Genomic DNA, 26,582 nt, shown 5'->3' on the forward strand with positions numbered 1-26,582 from the left:
GTTACAGGCTCATCGGGCCGGGGTCGGTGGCCAGCGCCCGGAACCGCTCGCGCGGGTCGGACACGAGCCGCCGTGCGGTGAGGTCGAGCAGCCCGCCGACGCCGCTGACCGATGCGACGGGGGTGCCGTCGGCCCGGGTGAACTCCTGGCCGATCCGGAACGTCTTGCCCTCGCCCCAGTGGAACTCGCAGGTCACGTCGACCTCGTCGCCGCCGCGCAGCTCCCGCAGGTAGCGCACCGTCACCTCCAGCGCGACCGGCCCGACGCCGCCGGCGAGCAGCCGGTCCTGGCCGATGCCGGACGCGCGCAGGCACTCCCAGCGGGCGTGCTCGGCGTACTGGAGGTAGACCGCCTGGTTGAGGTGCCCCTGCGTGTCGAGTTCGTAGCCGCGCACGGTGACGCGTACCCGGAACGGATCTGCCATGCCGGCAGCCTAACCAGGGGCGCAGCGGTAATCCGCGTGCGGTCCGGGCCGCGCGGCCCTAGCCTGCCCGGCGTGACCCTGGAGATCGTGACACTGGCGCAGCGGCCCGACCTGGCGCCGCTGCTGGACGACGACTTCGACGGCGCCTGGCCGCCGTTCATGCTCTGGGATCCGATGGGGGCGCTCTACTACGGCGTCGCGCACGAGCTGCACCCCGAGTTCGTCTTCGCCGCCGTCGACCCGGCCGAGCCGGGCCGGGCCGTGGCCCGCGGGTACGCGGTGCCGCTGCGCTGGACCGAGGACGAGCTGCCCGACGGCGGCTGGGACCGGGTGATCCAGCGGGCCACGCTCGGCCGGCTCACCGGGTCGACGCCGAACCTGGTGTCCGCGCTGGAGATCTGCGTGCGACCGGACCGGCGCGGCGGCGGGGTGTCCGGGCTGATGCTCGCGGCCATGCGCGCGGCGGTGGCCCGCGCCGGCTTCGACACGCTGGTGGCGCCGGTGCGCCCGAGCGGCAAGGCCGCCGTCCCGGACGTGCCGATGACCGAGTACGTGGCCCGGCACCGCCCGGACGGGCTGCCGGCCGACCCGTGGCTGCGGGTGCACGTCCGCGCGGGCGGGGTGATCGAGCGGATCGCGCCCCGGTCGATGACGGTGACCGGCACGCTCGCCGACTGGCGGCGCTGGACCGGGCTGCCGTTCGACACCTCCGGCCCGGTACGCGTGCCCGGAGCGCTGACGCCGGTGCTCGTCGACGCCGACCACGACCACGCCGCGTACGTCGAGCCGAACGTGTGGGTGCGGCACCGGCTCTGAGCGGGCCCGCGGGTCAGGCCGGCCAGGCGTGCCCGATCCCGTCGAGCAGCAGCACGACGCCCTCGGTGGCCGCCTCCCGGTCCCGGGAGATCTCCCGGTACTCCGGCGAGGTGGACCAGCGCTCGAAGTCCTCGCGGCTGTCGAAGGACAGGAGCACCGCCTTCTGGTGCGGCCATTCCCCCTCCACCACGCGGGGGGCGGTGTCGGCGGCGAGCAGCTTCCCGCCGTATCGGGCCAGCACCGGCGGGAAGGCCGCGGCATACCTGTCGTAGCGCGCCCGGTCGTGGATGGTGAGCTGTGCGAGGGCGTAGACGGTCACCGGCTCAGGCTACCGACCGCCCGACGGCTGCGGCCTCGTCCGTCGGGCCGGATCCCGCACCTCGCGAGCCGGGTCGACTGTCCGGTGTGCTCTAGCCATTATGGCCCTGACCTGCGAATACTGATAGCAGGTCCGCGCGGCTGGGGGGAAAGAGGTGGGGCACGATGATCGAGCAGGAGACCCAGCCGGAGGCCATACCCGAGCCCCGGAACGCGCCGGAGGGCGGGCCGTCCCGGCCCGCCGCGTCGGTTCCCGGTGCGGTGTGGCAGGTCCGCGTACGGACCAAGCTCGACGACCTGTACCAGCAGCTCGCGGTGCTGTCCCCGCGCGACCCCGAGCGGGCCGAGGCGCTGCGCGCGCAGCTGTCCCGGGTGGAGGTGGTGCTCGGACGCAGCGGCGTGGTCGAGTGGTTGCGCGGCGGCAACCTGGAGTACGCGTGGCAGACGATCCACTCGGTGGAGCGGGCCATGGTGGCGCTGCGCTCCACGGACGAGCTGACCGGGCTGCTGCCCGCGTACCGCAGCGCGGCGGCGCAGGTGCTGCCCGCCGACGATAAGGTGCTCACCGACCTCGACCCGTCGGCCGGCGCCCCGTCCGAGGCGCTGCTGCGCGCCCGGGTGCAGGCGCTGCTGCTGCGCTACCACTCGGCGTCCGACGAGTTCCACGAGTCGGCGCGCCGGCTGCGCAACCGGATGCTGGGCCTGTCGGTGTTCGCGCTGCTGGCGGAGGTCCTGGTGGTGCTGGTGCAGTGGCTCAGCCACGACGTCCGGCTGCTGGAGGCGCCGACCGACGCCGGTGGCGTACCGGCCTGGCGGCTGCTGTTCTTCGTGCTGATCGCCGGGGCCCTCGGGGCGTTCCTCAGCGCGCTGCCGTCGATGATCACCTCCCGGTCCGGCGGGCTGCCCTACAAGCTGCCGTTCCAGCAGGGGCTGCTCAAGCTCGCCGTCGGCCCGCTGGTCGCGGTGGTCGGCATCATGCTGGTCATCGGCGGCCTGGTGGAGACCAGCGTGAGCAGCACCGCCGCGCTGCTGGGCCTGGCGATCGTGTTCGGCGCCGGGCAGCAGGCGGTGACCGCGTTCGCCGACCGGCGGGCGGCCGAGCTGCTCGGCCCGGCGGCCAAGAGCTGATGCCGCGCGGGTGGCCGCCGGCCCTGGGTAGCCTGATCCCATGATCTTCATTACCGCCAAGTTCCGGGTCCGCCCGGAGGATGCCGACCGCTGGCCGCAGATCGCCGCCGACTTCACCGCCGCGACCCGGGCCGAGCCCGGCTGCCTGTGGTTCGACTGGTCCCGCAGCCTGGACGACCCGACCGAGTACGTGCTGGTCGAGGCGTTCCGGGACGACGAGGCGGGCGCGGCGCACGTGCAGTCGGAGCACTTCCGGACCGCCCAGCGCACGTTGCCGCCGCACCTGGCCGAGACGCCCCGGATCGTCAACACGACGGTGCCGCAGCAGGGCTGGTCGCGCCTGGGCGAGATGGCGGTGCCGGGCGGCGCCTGACCGGGTGACCGGTCCGGCGCGGGCGGCGGTCGTGCCGCCCGCGCGGCCGGTCAGGGGATGGTCAGGCCGTACGCGGCGAGGATCTCCAGGATCGGCTGGTAGTAGCTGGTGCCGCCGCTCGTGCAGTTGCCGCTGCCGCCGGACAGGACGCCGATGACGGTACCGGTCGCCGCCACGTAGAGCGGGCCGCCGCTGTCGCCCGGTTCGGCGCAGATGTTCGTGCGGATGAGCCCGGTGACGCTGCCCTCGGCGTAGTTGACAGTCGCGTTCAGCCCGGTGACGGTGCCGCACCGCACGCCCGTGGTGGCGCCGCTGCGGCAGACCGCCTGCCCGACGTACGCGCTGCCCGCGGCGGTGACGGTGACCTGCCCCGGGTAGGTGTGGATCGCGCTCGGGTGGGCGACGGTGCCGGTGTAGCGGACGACGCCGTAGTCGTTGCCGGGGAAGCTGCTGCCGGTCCGGCTGCCCAGCACCGTGGTGCGGGCGCTGTCGGCGTACCAGGTGGCGGCGAGGCGGGTGCAGTGCCCGGCGGTCACGAAGTACCAGGTGGCGCCGCTGCGCACGTTCGCGCCCAGTGAGCAGCGCCCGCCGCCGCCGTGGATCGCCTGACCGCCGGCGATGAGCGTGCGCAGCCGCCCGGGTTCGTGGCGCAGCACCGCGCCGGCCCGGTCGGCGGTCCGGCGCAACGCGGCCAGCTCGCGCCCGCGTACCGTGTCGTCGGCGGTGACTGTCAGCCGGCCGGTGGCCGGGTCGTGCCCCCAGGCGGTGCCGGGCGTGCGGATCGCGGCGAGCGCGGCGGGCTCGGGCGGCGGTGCGGCGGCGCCGGCCCGGGCGACCGCCGGGGTGCCGGCGAGCAGGGCAGCGAGGACGAGTACGACGAGCGCGGGTCGGCGCATCCTCCAGGACCTCCTCCATCGTCTACGGTCGATTCATCAAGCATCGGCCCGGCGACGCGATCGACTCAACCGGCAGAACCGGCGCTCCCCGAAACTTCCGGAGCCGCGCCGGGCGGTACGCGCGTGCCCGCCTACCGCCCCCGCCCGGGATTCCGCCCGTTCGTCCGGTGCCGCGTGCCCCGATGTCGACGTATCGAGGTGATTAAGTTTTCGGAACGCTTCCGGTAGGCTCCGGGCAGAGATTCGCTTCGATCCACTCACGATGTGCCGGGGATTCACTCCCCCACCTGGCGCGGCCACCGGGCGGCCGCGCGGAGCCGACATCGTGGCGGGCGGTGGCCGAGGCGAGCCGATCCCATTGACAGGCTAGAGAGGCGTTCAGATGGACAAGGTGCTCGCCCGCGGCAGCGGGAGCGCGGCAGCCCGGTCACGCCCGCGGACCGCTGTGGTCGCGATGGTGGCGGGGGCCGCGGTGGTCGCCGCCACGATAGCGGCGGCGACCAGCGCCAGCGCCGGTACGACGCTCGGCGCGTCGGCGGCGGAGCAGGGCCGGTACTTCGGCACGGCGGTGGCGGTGAACAAGTTGTCCGACAGCACGTATGTCGGCATCCTGAACCGCGAGTTCAACATGGTCACCGCCGAGAACGAGATGAAGTGGGACGCCACCGAGCCGTCCCAGAACCAGTTCAACTTCAGCAGCGGCGACCGGCTCGTCGCGCACGCCCAGGCCAACGGCATGCGGGTACGCGGACACGCGCTGGCCTGGCACTCGCAGCAGCCCGGCTGGGCGCAGAACATGTCCGGCAGCGCGCTGCGCCAGGCGATGCTCAACCACGTCACCCAGGTCGCCACCCACTACCGGGGCAAGATCCACTCCTGGGACGTGGTGAACGAGGCGTTCGACGACGGCAACAGCGGCGCCCGCCGCAACTCCAACCTGGAGCGCACCGGAAGCGACTGGATCGAGGCCGCGTTCCGTGCCGCCCGCGCCGCCGATCCGGGCGCCAAGCTCTGCTACAACGACTACAACACCGACAACTGGTCGTGGGCCAAGACCCAGGCGGTCTACAACATGGTGCGGGACTTCAAGTCCCGGGGCGTGCCGATCGACTGCGTCGGTCTCCAGTCGCACTTCAACAGCGGGTCGCCGTACCCGAGCAACTACCGCACCACGCTGCAGAACTTCGCCGCGCTCGGCGTCGACGTGCAGATCACCGAGCTGGACATCGAGGGTTCGGGCAGCAGCCAGGCCACCACGTACGGCAACGTGACCCGGGACTGCCTGGCCGTGCCGCGCTGCAACGGCATCACGGTCTGGGGCATCCGGGACACCGACTCCTGGCGGGCCAGCGGCACCCCGCTGCTGTTCGACGGCAGCGGCAACAAGAAGCAGGCGTACACCGCCGTGCTGAACGCGCTCAACGAGGGCGGCACCCCGCCGCCCACCACCGCGCCGCCGACCAGCACGCCGCCCACCTCGGCGCCGCCCACCAGCACGCCGCCGACCAGCGCGCCGCCGACGACTCCCCCGCCGACCGGCGCCTGCACCGCCACGTTCACCGTCAACCAGTGGCCGGGCGGCTTCGTCACCAACGTCCGCATCACCGCGGGCTCCGCCGGACTCAACGGCTGGGCCGTGTCGCTGACAGTGCCCTCGGGCTCGGCGATCACGAACACCTGGAGCGCCCAGGCCAGCGGCACCAGCGGTGCGGTGACCTTCCGCAACGTGGACTACAACCGCCAGGTCGGTGCCGGTGGCACCACCGAGTTCGGCTTCCAGGGCACGGGTACCGCGCCCTCCGGCACGCCGGCCTGCGCGGCCGGCTGACAGTCGACGTGACCCGGCACGGGGCCACCGTGCCGGGTCGCGTCCCGGGCGGGCAGCGGCCCGCGACCGTACAGTGGGGTAGGTCCTGTTCCACCGTTTCGCCGGAAGGACCACAGTGAACCGACGCATCAGGACCGCCCTCGGCGTCGCCCTGACCGCCGCCCTCGTCACCACCGCCGCCCCGGCCCCCGCCACCGCCCACGACCGCCGCCCGAGCGTCATCGCGCTGCCCGACGGCTTCCAGCCGGAGGGCGTCGCCGCCGCCGGCCGGTACGCCTGGTTCGGGTCGCGGGCCACCGGCGAGATCTACCGCGCCGACCTCATCACCGGAGCGGGCCGGCAGGTCAGCCCCGCCACCGGCACCCCCTCGCTCGGCCTGAAGGTCGACCCGCGGGGCCGGCTCTTCGTCGCCGGCGGCACCGCCGGTGACGCCCGGGTGATCGACACGCGCACCGGCGCCGTGCTCGCGAGCTACCGGTTCGCCGACGCGCCGACGTTCGTCAACGACGTGGCGCTCACCCGCGACGCCGCCTGGTTCACCGACTCGAACCGGCCGGTGCTGTACCGCCTGCCGCTGGGGCGCGGTGGCACGCTGCCGCCCGCCGGCGCCTTCACCACGCTGCCGCTGACCGGCGACTTCCAGCAGACCGGCACCGGCATCAACCTCAACGGCATCGCGCCCACGCCGGACGGGCGGGCGCTGATCGTCGTGCAGTCGAACACCGGCACGCTGTTCCGGGTGGACCCGGCCACCGGCGTCACCACCACCGTCGACGTGCCGGGGAGCACGTTCGTCAACGGCGACGGCCTGCTGGTGCTCGGCCGCACGCTGTACGTGGTGCAGAACCGGCTCAACCAGGTCGCCGCGGTCGAGCTGAACCACGCCGGCACCACCGGTGTGCTGCGCCGGGTGCTCACCGATCCGGACTTCGACGTGCCGACCACCGTCACCAGTGCCCTCGGGCGGCTCTACCTGCCCAACGCCCGGTTCTCCACCCCGCCGACGCCGGCCACCCCGTACACGGCTGTCGCCGTCGACGCACGCTGAGCGGGCCGCCGCCCGCGCCGGACGTCCGGCGCGGGCGGCGTCGCTCACTCCTCCATCTCCGGGCCGAGCAGCCGGATCTCCTCGATGTCGATGGCCGCCTGGAGCTGCCGCAGCACCGCGTCGTCGATCTGCCTGGTGTTGCGCAGCCGGGTGATCTCCTGCCGCTTGTGGTCGAGCACCCGCAGCCGCAGCCGGCGGGCCATCTCCCGTTCCGCCTCCGCGTCCTCGCCACCCGGGTCGCGGGCGTCGGCCAGGTGATCCTCGTAGTCGGCGCGCAGCCGGTCCACGGTGTCCTGGGTGGCGCCCACGTCGCTGGCGGCCCGGGGCAGCGCCTCCAGTGCCGCCTCGGTGGCCCGGATCCGGGCCCAGCGCACCTCCTCGTCGCGTTCCCGGTCGCCGGTCAGGCCGGCCCAGCTCACGACCGCGGGAAGCGTGGTGCCCTGCACCAGCATGATCAGCACGATCACCACGACGGTGACGAAGATGATCAGGTCACGTTCGCGTACCGGGCTCCCGTCGTGCATGGTGACCGGCACGGCGAGCGCCGCGGCGAGCGAGACGGCGCCCCGGAAGCCGGCCCAGCCCACGGCGGTACGCATCCGGCCGTCGAAGTGCCGCGCCCGGCTCGACTCCCGCCGGTCCACCCGTTGCAGCGCCGACACCGACAGGTGCACCCAGAGCAGGCGGATCGCCACCACGACCGCTGCGACGAGCACCGCGATGCCGAGCGACGCGGTCGGCGAGTGGCTGGTGATGCTGCGCAGCGAGCGCGGCACCTGCGTGCCGAGCAGCACGAACAGCCCACCGTTGATCATGAAGGTGGAGAGGTCCCAGAACGCGAACGCGGTGACCCGGGAACGGGCCCGGATGACCCGGGGCGCGGCGTACGACAGCAGCAGCCCGGACACGACCACCGCGAGCACCCCACTGGCGTGCACCGCGTCGGCGAGCAGGAACGCGACGAACGGGGTGAGGATGCTCAGCCCGCCCTCGCGCATCGGGTCGTCCACGTGCTTGCGGATCAGCACGACGACCGCGCCGACGAGCAGGCCCGCGGCCACCCCGCCGGCCGACTTGCCGACGAACTCGCCGCTGAGCGTCAGCGCACCGGGCACCGTACCGCCCGCGACCACGCCCGCCGCCACCGCGAACAGCACGAGCGCCGTACCGTCGTTGACCAGGCTCTCCGCGCGCAGCGTGGTGAGGATGCCGCGCGGCATCCGTTTGGCCAGGCCGGCCACGGCGGCGGCGTCGGTCGGCGCCAGGACGGCCCCGAGCACCCACGCGGCGGCCGGCTGCACGCCGAGGGCCTGCGCGGTGTACGCGACGGCGACCATCGTGACGATCACCAGCACGACGGCGAGCCCGACGATCACCGTGAGGTTGGCCCGGATCTCGCGGAGGCTGATGACCAGACTCTCCCGGTAGAGGATCGCCGGAAGGAACAGCACCAGCACGACCTCGGGTTCGAGGATCAGGTTTTCGAACGGCGGCAGCAGGCCGATCAGCGCGCCCATCGCGATCAGCAGGACCGGCGGCGCGACGCTGTAGCGACCGCCGATCGTGGTGCCGACGAGCACGGTGGCACCCAGCACCGTGATCAGCACGAGTGCTTCCACGCCGTACCCCCGTCACCGTCCGCCGGGGATCACGGTGCCCTACGGCGGCGGTCCGGCGGGGCGGAACGGGTGATCGTTACTCGAAGCGGGCCGGGTCGCCGGCGCCGCGGCGCAGGATCTCCGGCTCGGGGCCGGACAGGTCGACCACTGTGGTCGGCTCCAGCCCGCAGTCCCCGGCGTCGACCACGGCGTCGACGAGGTGGTCGAGCCGTTCCTTGATCTCCCAGCCCTGGGTCATCGGCTCGTCCTCGCCGGGCAGCAGCAGCGTGCTGGTCAGCAGCGGCTCACCGAGTTCGGCGAGCAGCGCCTGGGTCACGGTGTGCCGGGGTACGCGCGCCCCGACCACCCGGCGCCGCGGGTCCTGCAACCGGCGGGGCACCTCGGCGGTGGCCGGCAGCAGGAAGGTGTAGCTGCCCGGGATGACGGACTTGACCTGCCGGAAGACCGCGTTGCTGAGCTTGACGAACTGGCCGAGCTGGGCGAAGTCGGCGCACATCAGGGTGAACGGGTGCCGGTCGTCGAGCCGCCGGATCTCCCGGATCCGCTCCACGCCGTCGCGGTTGCCGATCCGGCAGCCGAGCGCGTAGCAGGAGTCGGTCGGGTAGGCGATCACCCCGTCGGCGCGCAGCAGGTCCACCACCTGCCGGATCACGCGGGGCTGGGGGTTGTCCGGATGCAGGTCGTAGTACCTCGCCACGCCGGCCAGCCTATGTCCACGCCCGGGCGGGCGCAGGTTTGGCCGGGGCGGTTTCCGGAAACAGGTGGGGGCCGTTCACGACAGGGGGACCGAATCATGTCCGAAGCCAGCACAGACCGCGTCGCCGACCGCCCCGCGGAGGTGACCGATCCGCTGCTGTGGGACCTGGCCGCCGCGGTGGCCGACGCGCACCAGCCGGACGCCGAGCGCGTCTGCACCAGCCCGAGCTGCGTCGGGGCGGCGTGGCCGTGCGCGGCCTGGAACAACGCGCAGGCGGGGCTGAGCGCCGCCCGGACGCCGCGGCAGCCCGCCGCGCCCCGGCAGTCCGCCGGCTCGCCGCAGTCCGCGTCGCGGCCGGTCGCCGGACAGCCGGGCGCCGGACAGCCGGGCGCCGGGCAGCCGGGCGCCGGGCAGCCGGGCGCCGGTCGAGCCGGTGCCGCCGGTGAGCCGGGCACGGCTGCGGCACGCACCGACGTGCGGAGTCTCGCCGCCACCGCCGCCTGACTCAGCGTAGGCGTACGCGTCCTCGCGCCGCCCCCGGCCGCCTCGGTCGGGGGCGGCGCTTCGTGCGGGCCGTCGACGCTGGTCAGGGCGCTTCGCGAGGTGACCGGAGGGCCTTCCGTGAGCACGGGAGAGCGCTCTCTTTGGTAACAAGACATTGACGGAGCCGTAACCCGAACCTTACTGTCCCTTCTCAAGAGAGCGCTCTCACGACTGCCGGAACACCATTTCGTACCCCGCCTTCTCCTCGTGAAGGGGACCTCCATGAACCTCCTGCGGGACTTCTCCCCCGACCCCGTACCCCCGACCGCGCCCGTCCCGTCCCCGGCCCGCCGTCGCGGTCTGCGGGCGACCGCCCTCGTCGCCGCGTCCGTGCTCGCCGCCGGCCTGCTGGGCGCCGTGGCCGGCGGCGGCGGCACGGCCACCGCCGGCGCCGTCGGCGCGGGCAGCTACACCGAGACGCTGCCGCCCGGCGCCCAGCTGCCCAAGGGCTGCGGCGCGATCAGCACCAACCCGCGCATCTTCACCACCCCCGACGCGCCCGCCGGCGCCATCCCCACCAACGACTGGTGGTCGTCGCTGATCTGGAAGCGCAACAACTGCGCCGGCAGCGAGAACCTGCACGCCCACCCGCTGGCGTTCAAGGCCGAGAACAACGGGCTCGGCCTGTCGTACACCACCACCCCGGCCATCAGCGGCACCGCGACCGGCGTCGGCGAGTTCCACTACCCGTACGGCGAGGACGTCCGCGTCGGGATGCCCGGACTGTCCGCGCCGGTCGTCAAGGCCGCCGACTGGAGCGACTGGACGGTCACCGCCGACTGGAGCGACGGCAGCCGCACCATGCGCGCCACCATCGGCCACGGGCTGCCGTTCAGCTACTACACGGTCAGCGGCGGCACCGCGCAGCTCACCGCCACCGCGACGCCCACCGTGTGGCGCAACTCCGGCGCCACCATCGGCTTCACTGTCAACGGCCACGACTACGTCGCGTACGCACCGACCGGCGCGACCTGGACCGTCAACGGCGCCGGCATCAGCTCGACGCTGGCCGGCAAGGGGTACTTCTCGGTCGCGGTGCTGCCCGGCGGCGGCGACCGGGCCGCCCTGGCCGACACCTACGGCCGGTACGCCCACGCCCACGTCACCGGCACCCGGATGAGCTACACGTACGACCCGTCGGCGGGAACGGTGCGCACCACGTACGCGTTCACCACCACGCCCCGCGAGGGCAGCGAGACGAAGACAGTGGTGGCGCTCTACCCGCACCAGTGGCGCAGCCTCACCGGCGCCACCCCGATCACCCCGACGTACGTCTCGGCGCGCGGCGCCATGCGGGTGCTCACCGGCGTGCCGTCGTTCACCACCACGATGCGTTTCACCGGTGTGCTGCCCGAGGTGCCCGCCGTCGGCGACTCCAGCGGCGCGGACCTGGCCACCGTCACCGGCTACCTCAACGCCGAGCAGGGCAACCCGGAGGGCGTCAGCGGCCGGGACACCTACTGGGCGGGCAAGGGACTCGGCCGGGCCGCCCGGATCGCCGAGATCGCCGACCAGCTCGGGCAGACCCCGGTCCGCGACGCGGCGGTGACCGCGATGAAGAACCGGCTGACCAACTGGCTCACCGCCGGCTCGGGCGAGACCAGCCAGCTGTTCTACTACGACCGCAACTGGGGCACGCTGATCGGCTACCCGGCCTCGTACGGCTCCGACGAGGACCTCAACGACCACCATTTCCACTACGGCTACTTCATCGCCGCCGCCGCCACTGTCGCCAAGTTCGACCCGGGCTGGGCCGACGACAGCCGCTACGGCGGCATGATCGACCTGCTCATCCGCGACGCCAACAACTACGACCGCGCCGACAGCCGCTTCCCCTACCTGCGGGACTTCGACATCTACGCCGGGCACGACTGGGCCTCCGGGCTGGCGCCGTTCTTCGCCGGCAACAACCAGGAGTCCTCCTCGGAGGGGATGAACTTCGCCAACGCGCTGATCCAGTGGGGTCAGGCCACCGGCGACACCGCCGTCCGCGACGCCGGGGTCTACCTGTGGACCACGCAGTCGGCGGCCATCTCCGAGTACTGGTTCGACGTGTACGACCAGAACTTCCCGGCCGCGTTCGGGCACAAGACGGTCGGCATGGTGTGGGGCGACGGCGGGGCGTACGCGACCTGGTTCTCCTCCGCGCCGGAGATGATCCAGGGCATCAACATGCTGCCGATCACCGGCGGTCACCTCTACCTGGGCGACCACCCCGAGTACGTCAAGGCCAACTACGCCGAGCTGGTCACCAACAAGGGCGGCCCGCCGACCGTGTGGCAGGACATCATCTGGGAGTTCCTGGCCCTCGGCGACGGCGAGCAGGCGCTGCGCAACTTCCGGGCGAACAGCGGGTTCACCAGCGAGGAAGGTGAGAGCAAGGCGCACACGTTCCACTGGATCCGCAACCTCGCCGCGCTCGGCACCGTGGACACCACGGTCACCGCGAACCACCCGCTGGCGAAGGTGTTCGTCAAGAACGGCGCCCGCACCTACGTGGCGTCGAACATCACCGCCCAGCCGCTCACAGTCACGTTCTCCAACGGCACCACGCTCACCGTGCCGGCCGGGAGGACGGCCACCTCCGGGGCGTACGCGTGGAGCGGCGGCGACGCCACCGGCGGCGTGACCGTGCCGACCGGTCCGCCGCCGACCTCGACGCCGACGCCGACCCCGACGACCGCCAGTCCGACGCCGACCACGGCCAGCCCGACGCCGACGCCGACGCCGACCACCGCCAGCCCCACTCCGAGTACCGGCACCCCGCTGACACCGGTCCGCTACCTGCGTACGGGCGGCGGGCTGGACGGCAGCGCCGGCACCGCCGGCACGGTGAACGTGGCGGCGGCGAACGGCAACTCCGACGGCACACCGGCCAACCCGCAGGTGTTCACCGCCACCGGGCTGACCGGCACGTACACCGGCGGGGCGACCGTGTTCGACCTGGCCGTCGACGCGGGGACCGCGATCGGCAACGGCGTCCAGATCCGGGTCTCCTACGACCTGACCGGCAACGGCAGCGTCGAGCGGGTGGAGACCTACCGGTACTTCGCCACCGATCCGATCCCGGGTGCGGAGCGCTACCGGCAGACCCAGGGCCTGCTCTCGGCCACCGGCACGCTGGGCAACCTGTCCGGCGGCACGGTACGCGTCGAGGTGTGGAACGCCATCGGTGGCGCGCCCACGATCCTCGGCGTCGGGAACGCCTCGACGGTCACGCTGCCGTACGGCTCCTGACCCACGGTTTCGGCGCCCCGGCCCGCACGGCCGGGGCGCCGGCTCGTGCCTACCGGTTCACGGCCAGCGGGTCGCGGTGGCCTCGAACACCTCGCTGTCACTCGCCACCGGGATGACGCAGAGCAGGTGCCCGCCCGGCGCGCGCAGCACGTGGCAGTCGAGCCAGCGGGACACCGGCGTGGCGCCCAGCCCGCACAGCCGCTCCACCTCGGCCGCCACGTCGTCGGTCTCGATGTCGAGATGGTGACGGGGCGCGTCGTCGACCGACTGCACGGCGGTGACCAGCCCCGGCACCACGTCGGCCAGGCCGGTGAACTCCGGTTCGGCCGGATCGGTGCGCAGGCTCGCGCCGAGCGCGGCGGACCAGAACGCGGCGCACTCCCCCGCCTCGTCCTGCGGCGCGTCGATGATCAGGGCGTACAACCTCGATCGATGCATCGCCCGAGCCTAGCCACGACCGCCGGCAGCGGCAGCCCGGCGAGGTCAGGCGGTCACGTGGGCGCTGTCGCCGGCCGTCGCGGCGAACGACGTGCCGCTGACCATCCGCGCGGCGTCGGAGGCGAGGAACACCACCAGCGGCGACACGTCCTCCGGCTCCACCCACGGCACGCCGAGCGGCGTCTTCGACCGCAGCGCCTGAATCGCGGCGTCCTCCACCTGAGCCAGGTCACCGGAGGCCGGCTTGCCCGCCTCGACGAGCGCCTGGACGTACCGGTCCCGGTGCCGGGTCAGGGCGGTGTCGACCAGGCCCGGGATCACCGCGTTCACCGTCACGCCGTGCGGCCCGAGTTCCAGCGCGGCGGACTTGACCAGCCCGATCAGTCCCCACTTGGACGCCGAGTACGCGGACCCGTTCGTGGTGCCGTGCTGCCCCTGGGTGGACGACGTGACCACGATCCGGCCGCCGCCGCGACGTACCAGCAACGGCGCGAAGACCCGCAGCACGTTCGCGGCGCCGGTGAGGTTCACGTCGATCTGGTCGTGCCAGTGCCGGTCGGTCATCTCCAGCAGCGGCGCGAACGCCTGGATCCCGGCGTTGGCGAACAGCACGTCCACACCGCCGTGCTCGCGTTCCACCGCCTCGGCCACAGCGCGTACCGCGCCGATGTCGCGCTGATCGGCCACGTGCGCCGACCAGCGGGCGCCCGCCGCCGTCACCCGCCGGCCGGTCTCGGCCAGGTCCTCCGGGGTAGCGGGCGGCAGGTCCAGGATCGGGCTGACCGGCCCGGCGACGTCCATCCCGGCCACGTCCGCGCCCGCCTCGGCCAGCGCCACCGCCGCGGCCCGGCCGATCCCCCGCGCGGCGCCGGTGACCACAGCGACCCGCCCCGACAGCACCCCCGCCACCGCGTCACCCCTCCCGTGGACTCCCCTCTCGCACCGTAAGCCCTGCCGCCATCGCCCCGCCTGCAATCGAGATCCCCGTACGCCCGCCCAGCTCACCGCACCCCGGCCCGCTCATCACCGATGCCTCCCTCAACCGGCGACCGCCTCGCCCAAGTGGAGGCGCACCTCTGGACAGAACCAGCCACCTCCCGGAGTTGGCGTCAAGCACGCACCCCACGTGCACCCGCCGATCCAAGGTCAACGCCAGCACGGGGAGGTGGTCACATCCAACCCACCCGGACCCCACCACTCCCCCGAACTGGTGTCGATCACGTATGACCTGCCCACGCCCGGCACCCCACGCCACCAAAGGCCGACACCACCTCGCCGAAGCGGCGGCATCCCCTGCATGAGAAGCGAGCCACCCGGCCAAAGCCCAGGCCAAGGCAACCAAGATCAACACCACCATCGGGAAGTGGCGCCTTCAGACCCGGCCCGACCCCGCCACTCCCCCGAACTGGTGTCGATCTTGAGGGACCGGACCGCTACGGCGCGGTCACCTCGGCCAGCAGCTCCAGCAGGTGCCGGTACGGCTGCCCGGTGGCCCGCGCAAGCCCGATTTCGCAGGTCCGGTTCACCGAGGCGTACCCGTCGAAGGGGCGCGTCGCGACGGCGGCGGCCTCGGCCCGGGTGGCCGACGCGGTCAGCTCCGGATGCAGCAGTCCCCGGTCACCGGCGAAGCCGCAGCACTGCCAGCCGTCCGGGACCACCACCTCGTCGGCGACCGCGCGGGCCACTGTGAGCAGCGCGTCGTCCAGGCCGAGCCGGACCGACGAGCAGGTCGGGTGCAGCGCGAGCGAACCGATCCGGCGGCGCACCGTCAGCCGGGGCAGCAGCGTGCCGGCGGTGTACGCGACCGCGTCCACGACCCGCACGTCCCCGGCGCCGTCGAGCAGCCGTTCGAAGCCCTCGGTGCAGGACGCGGCGTCGCTGACCACCGGCAGCGCGCCGTCGCGGCTCGCGGCGCGCAGCACCGGGGGCACGCGGTCGCGGACCGACCGGTAGCCGTCGGTGAGGCCCTTCGACGACCAGGGGGTGCCGCAGCACAGGTCACCGATGCCGTCCGGCACGAGCAGGCGTACGCCGGCCCGCTCGGCGAGCGTGAGCAGCGCGGCGGCCACGCCGGTGCCACCCTGCGCCGGGGCGAACAGCGTGCCCAGGCAGGACGGGACGAACACCGCGTCGGGGTCGTCGGCCGGGTGGGGGCGGCGCGGGACGCCGCCGCGCGGCAGGTCCCGCTGCCACCGCGGCACCCGGTCCGCGCCGAGCACCGCGCGGGCGGCCCGGGTGGCGGCCTCGGGCAGCGCGGGCGGCAGCGCCCCGGCCAGGTCGAGTCCCCGGGCCATGCCCCGGGTGGTGGCGCCCCAGCGGCGGGCCGCGCCGCGCCAGGCGGTCCCCGCCGTCCGGCCGTGCTCCTGCGCGCGCAGCCGCTTGACCAGGTCACCGGTGTTGATCAGCACCGGGCAGGCGGTGGCGCACATGCCGTCGACCGCGCAGGTCTGCACCGCGTCGTAGTCGTAGTCGTCGGTCAGCTCCCGGGCCAGCGCGGTGTCTCCGGCGGCCTGCGCGGCGGCGATCTCCCGGCGTAGCACGATGCGCTGCCGGGGCGTGGTGGTGAGATCACGGCTGGGGCAGACCGGCTCGCAGTAGCCGCACTCGACGCAGCGGTCCACCTCCTCCTCCACCGCCGGCACGGTCTTGAGGTGCCGCATGTGGATCTCCGGATCGTCGCTGAGCAGCACGCCCGGGTTCAGCACGCCGTCCGGGTCGCAGAGCATCTTCAGCTCGCGCATCACCTCGTACAGCTCGTCGCCGAACTGGCGGCGCACGTAGGGGGCCATCACCCGGCCGGTGCCGTGCTCTGCCTTGAGCGTGCCGCCGTGGCCGAGCACCAGGTCGACCATCTCCTCGGTGAAGTCGGCGTAGCGCGCCGGGGCCTCGCCGCCGTCGAACCGCTCGTTGAGCATGAAGTGCAGGTTGCCGTCCTTGGCGTGGCCGAAGATCACGCTGTCGGCGTACCGGTGCCGCTCGAACAGGTCGGCCAGCGACGCGCAGGTACCGGCGAGCGCCTCGACCGGGACGGCGATGTCCTCCAGCAGCGCCGTGGTGCCGAACGGGCGGGCGCCCGCCACGGCCGCGTACAGGCCCTTGCGGATGTGCCACAGCGCGGCGCGGGCGGCCGGCTCTCCGCTGAGCCGGGCCGGGGCGCTCAGCGGCAGGCCGGACAGCACCGGTCCGGCGTCTGCGACCCGGTCGGCGAGCGCCGCCAGGTCGGACTCCTGCCACTCGGCGAGCAGCGCGGCGTGCCCGCGCACGGCCAGGCCGCGCAGCGTGGCGTCCGCCTTCGGGTCGCGCTGGGCGACCCGCAGGGCGGCGGCGTCGAGCAACTCGATCGCCGCCGGCCCGGCGGCCACCAGCGCCGGCATGGCGGCCATCGCCGCGCCCAGGGTGTCGAAGACCAGCAGGCCGGTCGCGGCGTGCCGGTGCACGGGTACGGTGCGGAACGTCGCCGAGGCGACGAACGCGAGCGTGCCCTCACTGCCCACCACGAGCCGGGTGAGCAGGTCGGCCGGGTCGTCGTGGTCGAGGAACGCGTTCACGCCGTACCCCATGGTGTTCTTCATGGCGTACTGGGCGCGGATGCGGCGCACCGAGTCGGGATTGCCGCGTACCCGGTCGCGCAGCCGCAGCAGCCCGGCGTGCAGGTCCGGTTCGGCGGCGCGCAGCCGGGCGTCGGCGTCCGGGGCGCCGGTGTCCAGCACGGTGCCGCCGGGCAGGGCGAGGACCAGCGACTCCAGCGTCCGGTACGTGTTGAACTCGGTTCCGCAGGTCATGCCGCTGGAGTTGTTGGCGACCACGCCGCCGACCGTGCAGGCGGACTCGCTGGCCGGGTCGGGGCCGAGTTTGCGGCCGTACGGCGCGAGGCGCGCGTTCACCTGCCGCAGCACCACCCCGGGCTGCACCCGTACCCGCCGCCCGTCGTCGAGCACCGTCAGGTCGCGGAAGTGCCGCCGCACGTCGACGAGCAGCCGGTCGGTGACCGCCTGGCCGCTGAGGCTGGTGCCGCCGGAGCGGAACGTCAGCGCGGTGCCGGTGCGGCGCCCGTACGCGAGCAGCGCGGCCACCTGACCGGCGTCGGCCGGCGTGATCACCGCGCCGGGGTGCAGCAGGTAGTGCGAGGCGTCGTGGGCCATCCGCAGCCGGTCCGCGGCCCGGGTCGTCACGCCGCCGGGCACCACCGACTCCAGCCCGGCCCGCGTGGACGCGCTCAGCTCCGTCATGATCACCGCACCTCCCCCGGCTCACAGTAGTCACGCACGGCGGGGGTCACCGCGCGGTGATCCGGTCCAGCACCCGCCGCTGGAACGCGCGGGCAGCCGGGCCGGACGGCGGCGTGCCGCCCCGGCGGGCCGCGATCGAGGCGCGGATCAGCGCGGCGTCCGGGTCGTCGGCGGCCACCCGCAGCCCGGCGTCGACCTTGCCCAGCCAGACGCCGTCGCGGATGCGCACCAGCGCCCGGCAGGCGCCGAGCACCGCGTCCTCCGCGCCGGGGGCCGGTTCGTCGCCGGGTGGCGTGGGCAGCGCCAGCCACCAGCGCAGCGCGTCCGCAAGCAGCGCCCGCAGCGCCTCCAGGGACGGGTCGGCGAACACGTCGGCGGCGGGCGGGCCGAGTAGCGTCCGGCCGGACTGGCGCAGGATGCTGCGGTCCAGCGCGTACCAGAACCGCCCGTCGGCGGCGGGCCGGTCGGCCGGGTCGTAGGTGGCGCGGAACGGCATGGTGGCGCCGGTGTTCAGCTCGACCTCGAAGCCCGGCTCCGGGGTGCCGGAGGCGGCCACGTCGCGGCGGTAGACGACCAGTTCCAGGCCGCGCGCCGGGCATGGCAGCGACTCGTGCCGCAGCCGGTTCACGAGCAGGCGCTTGTCCGGCTCCGGCATCGGCCCGGCGGCCACCAGCGCCACGTCCACGTCGCTGCGGCCCGGCTGGTACGCGCCCAGCCCGACCGACCCGGCGGCGTACGCGCCGACCAGGTCCTCACCGAGCACGTCCCGGGAGCGGCGGACCACTTCGGCCAGGTAGTCGCGGATGTCGTCGCGCATTCCGGCATCCTGCCCCGGCCCGGGCGCGGTCAGTCCGCCGGGTCGGGACAGCACACGGTCAGCGCGCCCGGCACCACCTTCACCTTGAGCCGTTTCGCCTTGCCCCGGGCGCCGCCGTCCAGCTCGTACGTCTTCGGCGCGTCGAACCGGACCTTGATCTTGCGACCCCGGGTGATCCGCACGAACGGCGACTCCTCGGAACGCCCGGCGGCCATCCGGCCCAGTGTGCGCGCCCAGTCCACCGCGCCGCTGGCGGTGGACACGCCGACCTCCAGCGCCCCGTCGTCCGGGCGGGCGTCGTCGAAGGCCGGGATGCCACCGGTGATGGTGCCGACGTTGCCGAACAGCACGCAGCTCGCCTCGTCGTCGAACCAGTCGGCGCCGTCGACCCGGATCCGGGTCCGTACGCACTCGCCGCGCACGTGCCGCAGCCCGGTCCAGACGTACGCGATCCGGCCGAACCGGCCCTTGAGCTGCCGGTCGGCGTCACGGATCAGGTCGCCGTCGAACCCGGCGCCGGCCATCACCGCGAAGTGCTCGCCGTTGATCCGGCCCAGGTCCAGCTCGCGCCGGCGGCCGTGCAGCGCGATGCGCACCGCCTCCGGCAGGTCGACCGGGATGCCCAGGTTCACCGCGAACAGGTTGGCCGTGCCGGCGGGCAGGATGCCCATCGGCACGCCGCTGCCCGCGAGCGCGTCGGCGCACCGCTGCACCATGCCGTCGCCGCCCCACACCAGCACCAGCTCGGCACCCTCGTCCAGGGCCGCGCGCACCCGCTTGGGCGCCTTGCGGCTCTTCGGCACCTCGTACCAGAGCAGCCGCCCGACCCCGGCGGCGACGAGCCGCGAGCGCAGCTCGTCGAGCCCACCCCCGAACGTCTTCTTCCGGTGGGCGACGACAGCGACCACACCGGCCGGGGGCGCGGCGGGGGCGGGGTCGGTGTCCGGGCGTTCGGCCGTGCGCGTGTCCATGGCCGGCTGGTACCCGGACGCCGCGGATCCCACGCCTGCGCCCGGCGCGACGCGCCCGACACGGATCGACGGCGTACTGTGCCCGGGCCGCCACGTTGGGTACAGTGCGGGGCGTCGATCGGTGCCGCCGGGCGTGGATCCGAAGGGTGCGGGATGTCGGAACGGACCGGGTGGATGGCGCGCTGCACGCTGCGCCTCGGCCTGCTGCTCGGTGCCGTGGCGGTCGTCTGGGGCGCCCACGAGGTCGCATCCGGCTCGGCCGCCCACGCCGCCGACCGCGAGCCGTCCGGCCCGCTCACCGCCACCGTCGGGGTGCTCACCCACACGCTCGGAACGGTGCTCGGCCTGCCCACGTCCGGAACGGGCGCCGCGCCCTCCACCGGATCCGGTGACGCCGCGGCGCAGCCGGCGACGCCCGCCGCGCCCGCGCCTGCTCCCGACCCCGCCGCACCCGGCCCCGCCGCACCCGCGCCTGCGTCCGACTCCGCCGCGCCGGTGCCCGCACCTGACGCGACCGCGCCGAAGCCCGGCACGCCCGCGTCCGGAACGCCGTTGCCCGGCACGGGCCGGCCGAATGCCCAGCCGGCCCCCGCGGCGCCGGTCACCGGCCGGGTGGTCGACGCGGTGGTGACGCCGGTCCGCGACCACGTGCTCACGCCCGTCACCGACGGCCTGCGCCCGGTCACCGACCCGGTAAGCGACCACGTGCTCGCGCCGGTCGCGGAGGGCCTGCGCCCGGTCACCGACCCGGTGAGGGCAGGCGTGCTCGACCCGGTGGCGGACGTGCTGGCCCCGGTCGTGGAGCCGTTGCGCCCGATCCTCGGCCCGGTCTGGCGGGGCCTGGAACCGGTACTCGACCCGCTGGATCCGGTGCTCGATCCGCTCAGCCCGGTGACCGATCTGATCGACCCGCCGGCCGCGCCGGACCCCGGCTCGCCCCCGGCGCCCGGCGAGCCCGTGCCCGGCCCGGCCGCTCCCGGCGCCCCGATCGTCCCGGCCGACCCGGCCGCGACGCCGGCACCGGCTCCCGAGCGTGCGCACGACACGCCGCCCCGCCTCGGCGGGCCGGTCCTCGCCGCCCCGGCGGCGCGCAGCCTCACCGTCGTCGGCACGCGGTGGGTCGAGCCCGTACGCAGCCGGGCACCGGCGACCGTCGGTCCGGCCGCGCACGTCACGACCACACCCGCCCTGCCGCTGCCGCTCGACGGCGTCACCCACGGCGGCGGCGCGGTGCACAGCGAGGCCGCCGACGCGGACGCGAACCGCTGGCGACTGCCGACGCTGACCCACGGGTACGCGCGACCGTCGGCCGACCCGCTGCCGCCGTCGCGCACGTCGCGCCCCGGCACCAGACCTGCCTGAGCGGACTCCACAGGCACCACCTCCGATCCGGAGCACGGGCGTGTCCCGCCCGACTGCCGCATGCCGCGGCGGCGCCGTCGACAGTCGTCCGGCGCCCGTAACCGACCCGACCACGCCTGGAAAACAGGAGTTCGTTCATGAGCACAGCCCTGCCCGTCGTCCGCGCCCGATGGTGCGACATCGGCCGGATCGCCGATCTCGTCGCCGAGGCCCTCGCGCCCACCGCGCTGGCCGCCTGGCTCGTCCCCGACAAGTCCCGCCGCCTGCCGGTCCTCGCCGCCGTGGCGCGGATCTGGACCGAACACGCGTTGCTGTTCGGCGACGCGTTCCTGCTGCCAGACGGCAGCGCCGCCACCGTGTGGTTCCACCGCTACCGCCCGATCCCCGTCCCCCACCGGTACGCCGACCGGCTCGCCGGCGCCGCCGGGACGGACGAGGACCGGTTCCGCCGCCTCGGTGAGGAACTGGCGGCACGCCGTCCTGCCGAGCCGCACAACCATCTGGCGCTGCTGGCCGCGCCCCGGGGCGGCGCGACGCAGGCGCTGTCCGCGGCGCAGCGCCGGATGGACACGTTGAGCCTGCCCACGTACGCGCACCCGTGCGCCGGTGAGCAGGAGGAGGAGCTGCTGCGGCGGCTCGGCTACGCCGAACGGGAGACGTTCGCCGCCCCGGACGGCACGCCGGTGCGGTCGCTGTGGCGGTCGGCGCCGTTCCACGCGGGCGGCAACGACAGGTGGCGGACCCGCCGGGCCGCCCGCCGGGAACGCGACGACCGGGCCGTCGGCTGGGCGGCACGCTGACCGGCTGAGCCCCGGGCCGGGGCGGACGACCGCCGCCCCGGCCCGGACCGGCGCCACACCGTCCGGGTTCTTCGGCCGGTGCCGTCGGCGCAGCTCGGTTAGCCTGCGAGCCGGGCACGACTCAGCCGAGCAGCCGGAGGTAACGCGTGCGGAACAGCGGATCCACCCCGGAACCGGGCGGCGCGACCCAGGTGCGCCCCAGGCGCAAGCGGCGGCGTCTGCTGGTCGTCCTCGCGGTCTGCACGCTGCTGGCCGGCTGCGGGCTGGTCGCCGGCGGCTACTACTTCGACAGCGTGCCGACGCCCAGCGACCTGAAGCTGCCCGAGTCCACCACCGTCTACTACGCAGACGGGCGCACGCCGATGGCGAAGCTGGGCGCGCAGAACCGCACCATCGTGCCGTACGACCAGATGAACGACTCGGCGAAGCAGGCGATCGTGGCGGCCGAGGACCGTACGTTCTGGACGAACCAGGGCATCGACTTCAAGGGTGTGATGCGGGCGGCCTGGGCCAACGTGAGCGGCGGGCAGCGGCAGGGCGCGTCCACCCTCACCCAGCAGTACGCGCGCATCGCCGCCGACCTGCGCGGGGTCACCTACTCCCGCAAGCTGCGCGAGGCGGTGATCGCGTGGAAGCTCGACGACGCATACTCCAAGGAGGAGATCCTCGGTTTCTACCTGAACACCGTGCCGTTCGGCCGGGGCGCGTACGGCATCGAGGCGGCCGCGCAGACGTACTTCGGCAAGACGGTGCGCCGGGACGCGCCCGCCGCGCGGCAGCTCACGCCGGCCGAGGCGATGGTGCTCTGCGCGATGGTGAAGCAGCCGGAGGCGGACCCGGCCGACCCGGAGGGCTCGCCCGGCTACGATCCGCGCCGCAACGCGCTGGCCCGGCAGAACTCGATCGACAGGTGGAACTACATCCGCGACGGCATGGTCAAGCTCGGCTACCTGACGCCGCAGCAGGCGGCGGATCTCGCGTACCCGGACACGGTCCGGCCGATCGACAAGGACGCGGGCCGCTCCGACCTGGACCGGCCGACCGGCCTGGTGGTCAACCATGTGCTCGCCGAGCTGCGCGAGACCGAGCCGTTCCGCGGCAAGCCGGACGAGGTGATCCGCGACGGCGGCTACCGGATCGTCACCACGATCGACAAGCGCGTGCAGGACGCGGCCGAGGCGGCGGCGGACATCCGCCGCGACACCGCGCCGCAGGCGGTACGCGGCCAGCCGCGCAACTGGCAGGCCGCGCTGGTGGCGGTGGAGCCGGGCACCGGCCGGGTGCTCGGCTACTACGGCGGCGACAAGGGCTCGGGCGCGGACTACGCCGGCTGGTACTACGACGAGAACGGCGAGACCCGCGGCTTCGGCCAGCATCCGCCGGGGTCGTCGTTCAAGGTGTACGACCTGGCCGCCGCCGTACGCGACGGGATCTCGGTGAAGCAGCGGTTCGACTCGCCGGACACCAAGGAGTTCCCCGCCTCGGGGCGGACGAAGGGCAGCGCGGCCGGGCCGATCCGCAACGCGGAGCGCGCGCCCTGCCAGCCGGACTGCGCGCTCTGGGAGGCCACTGTCGCGTCGCTGAACGTGACCTACTTCGAGCTGACCGAGAAGCTGGGCACCGCCAAGGTGATCGAGACCGCGCGGCAGGCCGGCGTGGAGTCGATGTGGGAGACGGTGCGGGGCAATCCCCGGCCGCAGCGCGTCGACCTGCGCAGCGACCCGGCCGACGAGGTGGCGAAGCGGTTCTCCACCGAGGTCGGGATCGGGCAGTACGGCATAACCGTGCAGGACCACGCGAACGGGATGGCGACGTTCGCGGCCGGCGGCAAGCGTGCCGACGCGCACTTCGTCCGGTCGGTGACCAAGGACGACGAGGAGGTGTGGACCGAGCAGCTCCGTACGACGGACCTGGGCCTGGACCGGGAGGCGATCGACCAGCTCGACTGGACGCTGCGCCGCGTGCGGGCCGCCGAGCTGGGCAACGGCTGGGACTCCGCCGGGAAGACCGGCACCTGGCAGGCCGGGCAGAGCACCACGCAGAACGTGCACACCTGGATGGTCGGCTGGACCGGCGCGCTCGCCTCGGCCGTCTGGCTGGGAACCACCGACGGCAAGCCGCTGCGGACCAGGGGCGGCAGCTACGAGGTGTACGGCTCGACCGGCGCCGCGCCGATCTGGCGGCAGTTCATGACCCGGGCCACCGCGGCCATGAAGCTCGACCCGGACAAGTACCGCTTCGGTCAGCCGAAGTTCCCCGGCGAGACCCCGGAGCCGACCCGGTCGGCGCCTCCGCCGGCGACCACCGCCGCGCCGACGCCGTCGGAGTCGCCGAGCCCGAGCCCGTCCTCGTCGAGCCCGAGCCCGGACCCGACCGGGCGGCCGACCTCGCGGCCGACGCTGACGCCGTCGCTGCCGCCGCTGCCCACCGTGTCGCCGACGCGGACCCGCGGCCCACGCTGACCCGGCCGGGCGGCGGTCCGCCGCCGCCCGGCCGCGCTGACGGCGGCCTCGCGTCTATGCGCGCCATTCGCACACAGCGGCAACGTCCGCAATTTGCACCGGCATCCATCCACCGTCGGCGATGTTCGCCCTGATCAGGGCCTATTGAAGATCATGGTTGCCTGGATCGGCGCGCGCGGCGGCGCGCCCGACTGTCAGCCGTTGCCCAGGTCACCCATTGCTCCGGGCTCGGGCGGCGTGTGATTGTGCACCAGCGAGCCGCCGACCCCCGGCGAATCGCGACGGTCGATCTGTCGACCCGGAGCCACGCCGGCAGCTCCGGTGACCGGCCGTCACCCTGCCTCGCACCACCGCGCCGCCCGTCCCCACCGGGCTCCGTGCGGCGCGCCTGTAGAACAGGAGCAAACCCCCGTGAAACTCTCACCTCGCCTCGCCGCGCTCACCGGCGCGGCCGCGGCCGGCCTGCTCGCCGCAGGCACCGCCGCCGCCGTGCAGGCCGCGCCACCCGGACCCGCCGCCCCCGACCCGGCGCAGGCCCGCGCGACCGCCGCCGACTCGGCCCGCGCCCTGGTCGCTAGCCGCCCCGCCTACCTGCAGGCCGGCTCCGACGACGCGTTCGTCCAGAAGCCGGTCATCTCCTCCGAGGGCACCCAGTACGTGCCCTACGAGCGCACCTACAAGGGCCTCCCGGTGGTCGGCGGCGACTTCGTGCTCGCCACGGACTCGGCCGGCAACCTGAAGTACGCCTCGGTCGCCCAGCAGCGGCCCATCGGCGCCCTCGCCACCACGCCCGCGCTGACTCCGGCCGCCGCCGCGAAGACGGCGCGCGCCCAGCTCAAGACCGTGAACGCGGTCGAGGGCACCACGCTCGTGGTCTACACGCTCGGCGCCGCACCGGCGCTGGCCTGGGAGACCACTGTTCGCGGCACCGGCGCGGACGGGCCGAGCCGGCTCACCGTCGACGTCGACGCCCGCACCGGCGCGGTCCTGCGCAAGCAGGAGCACGTCGTCCGCGGCACCGGCACCGGCGCCTGGAACGGGCCCAGCCCGCTCACGCTCAACACCACCCAGTCGGGCTCCACGTACACCATGAAGGACCCGACCGTCACCAACCTGAGCTGCCAGGACGCGGCCAACAACACCACGTTCAGCGGCTCCGACGACGTGTGGGGCAACGGCACCGCCACCAACAAGGAGACCGGCTGCGTGGACGCGTTGTTCTCCGCGCAGACCGAGCACAAGATGCTCGCCCAGTGGCTGGGCCGCAACGGCGCCAACGGCAACGGCGGCTACTGGCCGATCCGGGTGGGCCTCAACGACCAGAACGCCTACTACGACGGCAGCCAGGTGCAGATCGGCAAGAACACCGCCGGCCAGTGGATCGGCTCGCTGGACGTGGTGGCGCACGAGATCGGCCACGGCATCGACGACAACACCCCGGGCGGCATCTCCGGCGGCGGCACCCAGGAGTTCGTGGCCGATACGTTCGGCGCGGCCACCGAGTGGTTCGCCAACGAGCCGTCCAGCTACGACGCGCCCGACTTCCTGGTCGGCGAGAAGATCAACCTGGTCGGCTCCGGCCCGATCCGCAACATGTACAACCCGTCGGCGCTCGGCGACCCGAACTGCTACTCCAGCAGCATCCCGTCGACCGAGGTGCACGCCGCGGCCGGCCCGGGCAACCACTGGTTCTACCTGCTCGCCAACGGCAGCAGCCCGACCAACGGGCAGCCGTCCAGCTCGACCTGCAACGGCAGCAGCGTGACCGGCCTGGGCATCCAGAAGGCCATGAAGATCATGTACAACGGCATGCTGCTGAAGACCTCGTCCTCGTCGTACCTGAAGTACCGCACCTGGACGCTGCAGGCGGCGAAGAACCTCTACCCGGGCAGCTGCGCGGAGTTCAACACGGTCAAGGCGGCCTGGGACGCGGTGAGCGTGCCGGCCCAGTCCGGTGACCCGACCTGCGCCGGCGGCACCCCGACGCCCACCCCGAGCACCACGACCACCCCGCCGTCGGGCGGCTGCTCCGGCAACAAGCTCGCCAACCCGGGCTTCGAGTCCGGCAACGTGAGCTGGAGCGCCTCGTCCGGCGTCATCACCACCGCCAGCGGCCAGGCCGCGCACGGCGGCTCGTACAAGGCGTGGCTGGACGGGTACGGCTCGTCGCACACCGACACGCTCAGCCAGTCGGTGACGATCCCGGCCGGCTGCCGGGCGACGTTGAGCTTCTGGCTGCACATCGACAGCGCGGAGTCGACCACCAGCACCGCGTACGACAAGCTCACCGTCAAGGCGGGCAGCACCACGCTGGCCACCTACTCCAACCTGAACAAGGCCACCGGCTACGTGCAGCGGTCCTTCGACATCTCGTCGCTCGCAGGCACCACGGCGACCATCTCGTTCAGCGGCGTGGAGGACAGCTCGTTGCAGACGTCCTTCGTCGTCGACGACACCGCGGTCACCCTGAGCTGACCGTGGCGTGCGCGGCCGGTCGTCGTCCTCCCGGCGGCCGGCCGCCTCGCCGTGTCAGGCCCGGCGTCCCGCCGTGTCAGGCCCGGCGTCCCGCCGTGTCA

At 74.0% G+C, this 26,582-nt stretch carries 21 protein-coding genes; 11 read left to right on the forward strand and 10 right to left on the reverse strand.

Going from position 1 to position 26,582, the window contains the following annotated elements:
- Position 1: 1 nt before the first annotated feature.
- Positions 2 to 424: an acyl-CoA thioesterase gene (locus FB455_RS29080; RefSeq protein ID WP_013286483.1), complete on the reverse strand. Its 423-nt coding sequence runs from the start codon at positions 422 to 424 to the stop codon at positions 2 to 4.
- A gap of 72 nt (positions 425 to 496) precedes the next feature.
- Between FB455_RS29080 and FB455_RS29085 the strand changes: the two genes are divergently transcribed.
- Entirely contained in the window at positions 497 to 1,240 is a 744-nt protein-coding gene (locus FB455_RS29085; RefSeq protein WP_357001547.1) for an N-acetyltransferase, read from the forward strand.
- A gap of 13 nt (positions 1,241 to 1,253) precedes the next feature.
- Here FB455_RS29085 and FB455_RS29090 read toward each other — a convergent pair whose 3' ends face one another.
- Positions 1,254 to 1,559 carry a DUF1330 domain-containing protein gene (locus FB455_RS29090; protein WP_013286485.1) on the reverse strand — a complete coding sequence of 102 codons (306 nt, stop codon included), beginning with the start codon at positions 1,557 to 1,559 and terminating at the stop codon, positions 1,254 to 1,256.
- 164 nt (positions 1,560 to 1,723) lie between these two features.
- On the opposite strand from FB455_RS29090, the gene FB455_RS29095 reads away from it, so the two are divergent.
- Positions 1,724 to 2,686: a hypothetical protein gene (locus FB455_RS29095; protein ID WP_071094893.1), complete on the forward strand. Its 963-nt coding sequence runs from the start codon at positions 1,724 to 1,726 to the stop codon at positions 2,684 to 2,686.
- A gap of 40 nt (positions 2,687 to 2,726) precedes the next feature.
- Positions 2,727 to 3,059 carry a putative quinol monooxygenase gene (locus tag FB455_RS29100; protein ID WP_145755415.1) on the forward strand — a complete coding sequence of 111 codons (333 nt, stop codon included), beginning with the start codon at positions 2,727 to 2,729 and terminating at the stop codon, positions 3,057 to 3,059.
- A 50-nt stretch (positions 3,060 to 3,109) separates the two neighbouring features.
- Here FB455_RS29100 and FB455_RS29105 read toward each other — a convergent pair whose 3' ends face one another.
- A complete protein-coding gene (locus FB455_RS29105; protein ID WP_013476671.1) occupies positions 3,110 to 3,955 on the reverse strand; it encodes a S1 family peptidase in 846 nt (281 codons plus the stop codon).
- 382 nt (positions 3,956 to 4,337) lie between these two features.
- On the opposite strand from FB455_RS29105, the gene FB455_RS29110 reads away from it, so the two are divergent.
- A complete protein-coding gene (locus FB455_RS29110) occupies positions 4,338 to 5,783 on the forward strand; it encodes a glycoside hydrolase family 10 protein (RefSeq protein WP_114920478.1) in 1,446 nt (481 codons plus the stop codon).
- A gap of 115 nt (positions 5,784 to 5,898) precedes the next feature.
- A complete protein-coding gene (locus FB455_RS29115; RefSeq protein ID WP_145755416.1) occupies positions 5,899 to 6,831 on the forward strand; it encodes an SMP-30/gluconolactonase/LRE family protein in 933 nt (310 codons plus the stop codon).
- Between the two features lie 44 nt (positions 6,832 to 6,875).
- Here the strand turns inward: FB455_RS29115 and FB455_RS29120 are convergent, their stop codons facing one another.
- Together FB455_RS29120 and FB455_RS29125 are read right to left on the reverse strand one after the other, a co-directional pair.
- Positions 6,876 to 8,450 (reverse strand): Na+/H+ antiporter, encoded by a 1,575-nt coding sequence (locus tag FB455_RS29120; protein ID WP_030273226.1) that lies wholly within the window; start codon positions 8,448 to 8,450, stop codon positions 6,876 to 6,878.
- Positions 8,451 to 8,526: 76 nt separating this feature from the next.
- On the reverse strand, positions 8,527 to 9,147 hold the full coding sequence (locus FB455_RS29125) for an L-threonylcarbamoyladenylate synthase (protein WP_013286492.1): 621 nt from the start codon (positions 9,145 to 9,147) through the stop codon (positions 8,527 to 8,529).
- Between the two features lie 96 nt (positions 9,148 to 9,243).
- On the opposite strand from FB455_RS29125, the gene FB455_RS29130 reads away from it, so the two are divergent.
- Together FB455_RS29130 and FB455_RS29135 are read left to right on the forward strand one after the other, a co-directional pair.
- A complete protein-coding gene (locus FB455_RS29130; protein WP_145755417.1) occupies positions 9,244 to 9,651 on the forward strand; it encodes a hypothetical protein in 408 nt (135 codons plus the stop codon).
- Between the two features lie 261 nt (positions 9,652 to 9,912).
- Positions 9,913 to 12,927 carry a glycosyl hydrolase gene (locus tag FB455_RS29135; RefSeq protein ID WP_145755418.1) on the forward strand — a complete coding sequence of 1,005 codons (3,015 nt, stop codon included), beginning with the start codon at positions 9,913 to 9,915 and terminating at the stop codon, positions 12,925 to 12,927.
- A gap of 57 nt (positions 12,928 to 12,984) precedes the next feature.
- On the opposite strand, the gene FB455_RS29140 is transcribed toward FB455_RS29135, so the two are convergent.
- From FB455_RS29140 to FB455_RS29160, 5 genes are all read right to left on the reverse strand, one after another.
- Positions 12,985 to 13,365: a VOC family protein gene (locus FB455_RS29140; protein ID WP_145755419.1), complete on the reverse strand. Its 381-nt coding sequence runs from the start codon at positions 13,363 to 13,365 to the stop codon at positions 12,985 to 12,987.
- A gap of 45 nt (positions 13,366 to 13,410) precedes the next feature.
- Complete coding sequence (locus FB455_RS29145) at positions 13,411 to 14,274, reverse strand: SDR family NAD(P)-dependent oxidoreductase (protein WP_123110655.1); 864 nt, start codon at positions 14,272 to 14,274, stop codon at positions 13,411 to 13,413.
- A 524-nt stretch (positions 14,275 to 14,798) separates the two neighbouring features.
- Positions 14,799 to 17,594 carry an FAD-binding and (Fe-S)-binding domain-containing protein gene (locus FB455_RS29150; protein WP_145755420.1) on the reverse strand — a complete coding sequence of 932 codons (2,796 nt, stop codon included), beginning with the start codon at positions 17,592 to 17,594 and terminating at the stop codon, positions 14,799 to 14,801.
- Between the two features lie 46 nt (positions 17,595 to 17,640).
- Positions 17,641 to 18,411, reverse strand: a complete 771-nt coding sequence (locus FB455_RS29155) for a hypothetical protein (RefSeq protein ID WP_030273236.1) — start codon at positions 18,409 to 18,411, stop codon at positions 17,641 to 17,643.
- A 29-nt stretch (positions 18,412 to 18,440) separates the two neighbouring features.
- Positions 18,441 to 19,382, reverse strand: a complete 942-nt coding sequence (locus FB455_RS29160) for a diacylglycerol/lipid kinase family protein (RefSeq protein WP_030273238.1) — start codon at positions 19,380 to 19,382, stop codon at positions 18,441 to 18,443.
- Between the two features lie 153 nt (positions 19,383 to 19,535).
- On the opposite strand from FB455_RS29160, the gene FB455_RS29165 reads away from it, so the two are divergent.
- The 4 genes from FB455_RS29165 (at position 19,536) to FB455_RS29180 (ending at position 26,481) form a co-directional block, all read left to right on the forward strand.
- Positions 19,536 to 20,744, forward strand: a complete 1,209-nt coding sequence (locus tag FB455_RS29165) for a hypothetical protein (protein ID WP_486481609.1) — start codon at positions 19,536 to 19,538, stop codon at positions 20,742 to 20,744.
- A gap of 137 nt (positions 20,745 to 20,881) precedes the next feature.
- On the forward strand, positions 20,882 to 21,544 hold the full coding sequence (locus FB455_RS29170) for a hypothetical protein (protein WP_145755421.1): 663 nt from the start codon (positions 20,882 to 20,884) through the stop codon (positions 21,542 to 21,544).
- A gap of 146 nt (positions 21,545 to 21,690) precedes the next feature.
- Positions 21,691 to 24,006, forward strand: a complete 2,316-nt coding sequence (locus FB455_RS29175; protein WP_114920484.1) for a transglycosylase domain-containing protein — start codon at positions 21,691 to 21,693, stop codon at positions 24,004 to 24,006.
- 411 nt (positions 24,007 to 24,417) lie between these two features.
- Entirely contained in the window at positions 24,418 to 26,481 is a 2,064-nt protein-coding gene (locus FB455_RS29180; protein ID WP_145755422.1) for a M4 family metallopeptidase, read from the forward strand.
- Positions 26,482 to 26,582 lie beyond the last annotated feature (101 nt).

It is taken from the genome of Micromonospora sp. CNZ296 (assembly GCF_007827635.1).

Bases quoted from the DNA above. Each gene is read 5' to 3' on its own strand.
- FB455_RS29080 (WP_013286483.1), bottom strand. From the start codon at position 424: ATGGCAGATCCGTTCCGGGTACGCGTCACCGTGCGCGGCTACGAACTC.
- FB455_RS29095 (WP_071094893.1), top strand. From the start codon at position 1,724: ATGATCGAGCAGGAGACCCAGCCGGAGGCCATACCCGAGCCCCGGAAC.
- FB455_RS29100 (WP_145755415.1), top strand. From the start codon at position 2,727: ATGATCTTCATTACCGCCAAGTTCCGGGTCCGCCCGGAGGATGCCGAC.
- FB455_RS29105 (WP_013476671.1), bottom strand. From the start codon at position 3,955: ATGCGCCGACCCGCGCTCGTCGTACTCGTCCTCGCTGCCCTGCTCGCC.
- FB455_RS29110 (WP_114920478.1), top strand. From the start codon at position 4,338: ATGGACAAGGTGCTCGCCCGCGGCAGCGGGAGCGCGGCAGCCCGGTCA.
- FB455_RS29130 (WP_145755417.1), top strand. From the start codon at position 9,244: ATGTCCGAAGCCAGCACAGACCGCGTCGCCGACCGCCCCGCGGAGGTG.
- FB455_RS29135 (WP_145755418.1), top strand. From the start codon at position 9,913: ATGAACCTCCTGCGGGACTTCTCCCCCGACCCCGTACCCCCGACCGCG.
- FB455_RS29140 (WP_145755419.1), bottom strand. From the start codon at position 13,365: ATGCATCGATCGAGGTTGTACGCCCTGATCATCGACGCGCCGCAGGAC.
- FB455_RS29150 (WP_145755420.1), bottom strand. From the start codon at position 17,594: ATGACGGAGCTGAGCGCGTCCACGCGGGCCGGGCTGGAGTCGGTGGTG.
- FB455_RS29155 (WP_030273236.1), bottom strand. From the start codon at position 18,411: ATGCGCGACGACATCCGCGACTACCTGGCCGAAGTGGTCCGCCGCTCC.
- FB455_RS29160 (WP_030273238.1), bottom strand. From the start codon at position 19,382: ATGGACACGCGCACGGCCGAACGCCCGGACACCGACCCCGCCCCCGCC.
- FB455_RS29165 (WP_486481609.1), top strand. From the start codon at position 19,536: ATGTCGGAACGGACCGGGTGGATGGCGCGCTGCACGCTGCGCCTCGGC.
- FB455_RS29170 (WP_145755421.1), top strand. From the start codon at position 20,882: ATGAGCACAGCCCTGCCCGTCGTCCGCGCCCGATGGTGCGACATCGGC.